The organism is Lacticaseibacillus camelliae DSM 22697 = JCM 13995 (assembly GCF_001311195.1).
GTDB lineage: Bacteria > Bacillota > Bacilli > Lactobacillales > Lactobacillaceae > Lacticaseibacillus > Lacticaseibacillus camelliae.
The window spans coordinates 1-2,428 of the sequence record NZ_BBAJ01000138.1 but is presented as its reverse complement, the minus strand read 5'-3'; the positions used below and the strand labels follow the sequence as shown (position 1 = coordinate 2,428).

Genomic DNA, 2,428 nt, shown 5'->3' with positions numbered 1-2,428 from the left:
TGATTAATAAATATAGAAGCTGGGATATGTATGTTTAAGCGTATCAGCAAATTATCGCTTCAAAATAAGATGCACGCATTGATTTATGCGTTGGTCATCGTTGAAGCAATGCTCTTGCTGCTCATGGGAATCGTATATGTTCGGATGCTAACATCCGAAACATATGCGCGAAATCGTGTTCAGTTATCTGCCTTGTCCACCGATCTTCAGAATGAGTTTGCCGAGGTTGATAATCTTGTCACCCGGTTTCATGAAGATGCAGGCGCACAGGTTCATCTAGAAAGGGCTGAGAATGACAAATTGAGCGCATATCAACGAGAATTAGCAAGACTCGATTTGTCCAAAGACATAGGCAGCATTGCTGCTACTTCACGTGTAAACTCCTGGACTATCATGATGATCGAGGTCACCGCATGGTCGGGGGTAATGGCTTAGATAATTACATCAAAGGGTATTCCACTAAAGATTACCTGAGAACGGTAGGTAACGATTCTAAGAAAGCAAAGTGGATATTCGGCCCAGACAATAAGGCCGTTTACGTCCACAATTTGTTTGACACACATGATTTAAGCATGAAACATATTGGAACTGTAGTCTTTACTATTGATTTGTCCTTTATACAGCAATTTATGAGCGACTCAGGGCTCTTTTCAAGACAAGATTTTATAGTTATCAAACGTGACAACCAGTACTATTTAACCAAACCTAATTTGGCACATTCTGTGAAATCGGGTCTTAGATATCACGGCCCGAATCAACAGAGGTTAACTTCAATTAACGGTATCGGTTATTATCTATTTAGTAAAGCACTCAATTTAGATAACACATCATTTACTGTTCACTACTATATCGTGAATGAACAAATAATTAGGAAAATAGTAACGGCATCTTTTATATTGCTGTTAGTGATACTGCTTATATTGATAATAAGCAGTAATATTGCAAATTATTTATTGCGGCGCTTAATTTTGCCAATTGATAATCTTGCCCGTAATATGCAAGATTTTAAGACGGCCGATGATTTACCTCGACTGAGAGAAAGAGCAGAGAAAGCTAATACGTTCCATCGGTCGGACGAGATTGGGACATTATACAGATGCTTTCAACGACTCATGTCAGAGATTGATCGACTTGTTGTCAAGGATTACCAGTCTCAATTGTTGACCCAAGAGATGGAAAACAAGTACCTAATGGCTCAAATTGACCCACATTTTTTTATATAATACGTTGAATTCAATCAACTGGATTGCGTTGAGCCACGGCGATGAAGAGGCTTCTGAAGTTGTGACGTCCCTTGCTCTCCTTTTACGCGAGAAAGCCGATGCCAAGACCCAGTCGACCACTCTAGAACAGGAATTGAATATTGTTAAGGCTTATGTAAAGATTCAAAGTGTACGTTTTAGAGATCGCTTGCGCTTTAGTTTAATGATTCCCGAAACGATGGCCACGCAGAACGTTATTGTTCCTAAATTGATCATTCAACCCATTGTAGAAAATGCAGTGAAATACGGTGTGGAGACGACGGATAGACCGGTTGTTGTCAGAGTTTGCCTCCGGATTGAGAACGCTCATTTAATAATTACAGTTTTCAATGATGGTAAAGGATTTAATCCCGCCGCGTTTCAGTCGGAGTCAACCGGTGTGGGCTTGCATAATATTTCCTCACGACTGAAGCTTAAATTTGGCAGTGAGGCCGGCCTTCACGTCGAATCTGCGGTCGACTCTACAACGAGTGTCAAAATTTGGTTGCCGTACGCTAAGAAGGGAGAGGTGAGTCTTGGCTAAAGCCAGCTTGATTATTGTTGACGACGAGCAACTCAACGCTGATGGTATACGCATGTTGATTGAGCACAGTCACTTAGCGGTTACTATCGCAGGGGTATTTTATTCAAGCACTGCCGCCTTAGAGTATCTGGACAGGAATCGTGTTGATATTATAGTCACTGATATCCAAATGCCTCAGATTAGCGGACTTGAATTAGTCCGCCACATTAAGAAAAGCAATCCAAGTGCCGAAATCATAATCTTTACTGGGTACGGAAGTCTCGCGTACGCGAAAGAGGCAATGAAGTATGGCGTAAGGTATTTTCTGGAAAAACCGGTCGCGCCTGAAAAGCTATCGGCGAGCGTGAAAGGCTGTCTTGAAGACTATCGACGACATAAACAGGAAAAGTTGCTTCAGCTAAAACAAATGATAGAGAATGTCTTGCTTGATGAGCAGGATCTCTCTAGGGTCAAGGATGTACCTTTTACCGTAGTTAGCCTTGAGGAGAACCAGTTTGAACGAGTTCGAACACCACTTGAAGGGTATTTCGAGGCTGCGGAAGCCATTTTTGTCCGTGTTTCTCACAGCGGGCAGATTATGTACTGTGTGTACGGTCGATTAAACCTTGAGACACCAATGATTCAGATTGAGCACCTCAATTTT

Annotated in this window: 4 protein-coding genes; all 4 read left to right on the top strand. The window is 41.8% G+C overall.

Going from position 1 to position 2,428, the window contains the following annotated elements:
- Nucleotides 1-30 precede the first annotated feature (30 nt).
- Nucleotides 31-435 carry a hypothetical protein gene (locus tag JCM13995_RS13305; RefSeq protein WP_054666532.1) on the top strand — a complete coding sequence of 135 codons (405 nt, stop codon included), beginning with the start codon at nt 31-33 and terminating at the stop codon, nt 433-435.
- Nucleotides 414-1,223: a sensor histidine kinase gene (locus tag JCM13995_RS13300; RefSeq protein WP_054666528.1), complete on the top strand. Its 810-nt coding sequence runs from the start codon at nt 414-416 to the stop codon at nt 1,221-1,223. The genes JCM13995_RS13305 and JCM13995_RS13300 overlap by 22 nt, the downstream gene beginning before the upstream one ends.
- Before the next feature lie 28 nt (nt 1,224-1,251).
- Entirely contained in the window at nt 1,252-1,785 is a 534-nt protein-coding gene (locus JCM13995_RS13295) for a sensor histidine kinase (protein ID WP_162230974.1), read from the top strand.
- A partial coding sequence (locus JCM13995_RS13290; RefSeq protein WP_156314511.1) for a response regulator occupies nt 1,778-2,428 on the top strand: 651 nt, incomplete at its 3' end. The genes JCM13995_RS13295 and JCM13995_RS13290, both read left to right, overlap by 8 nt.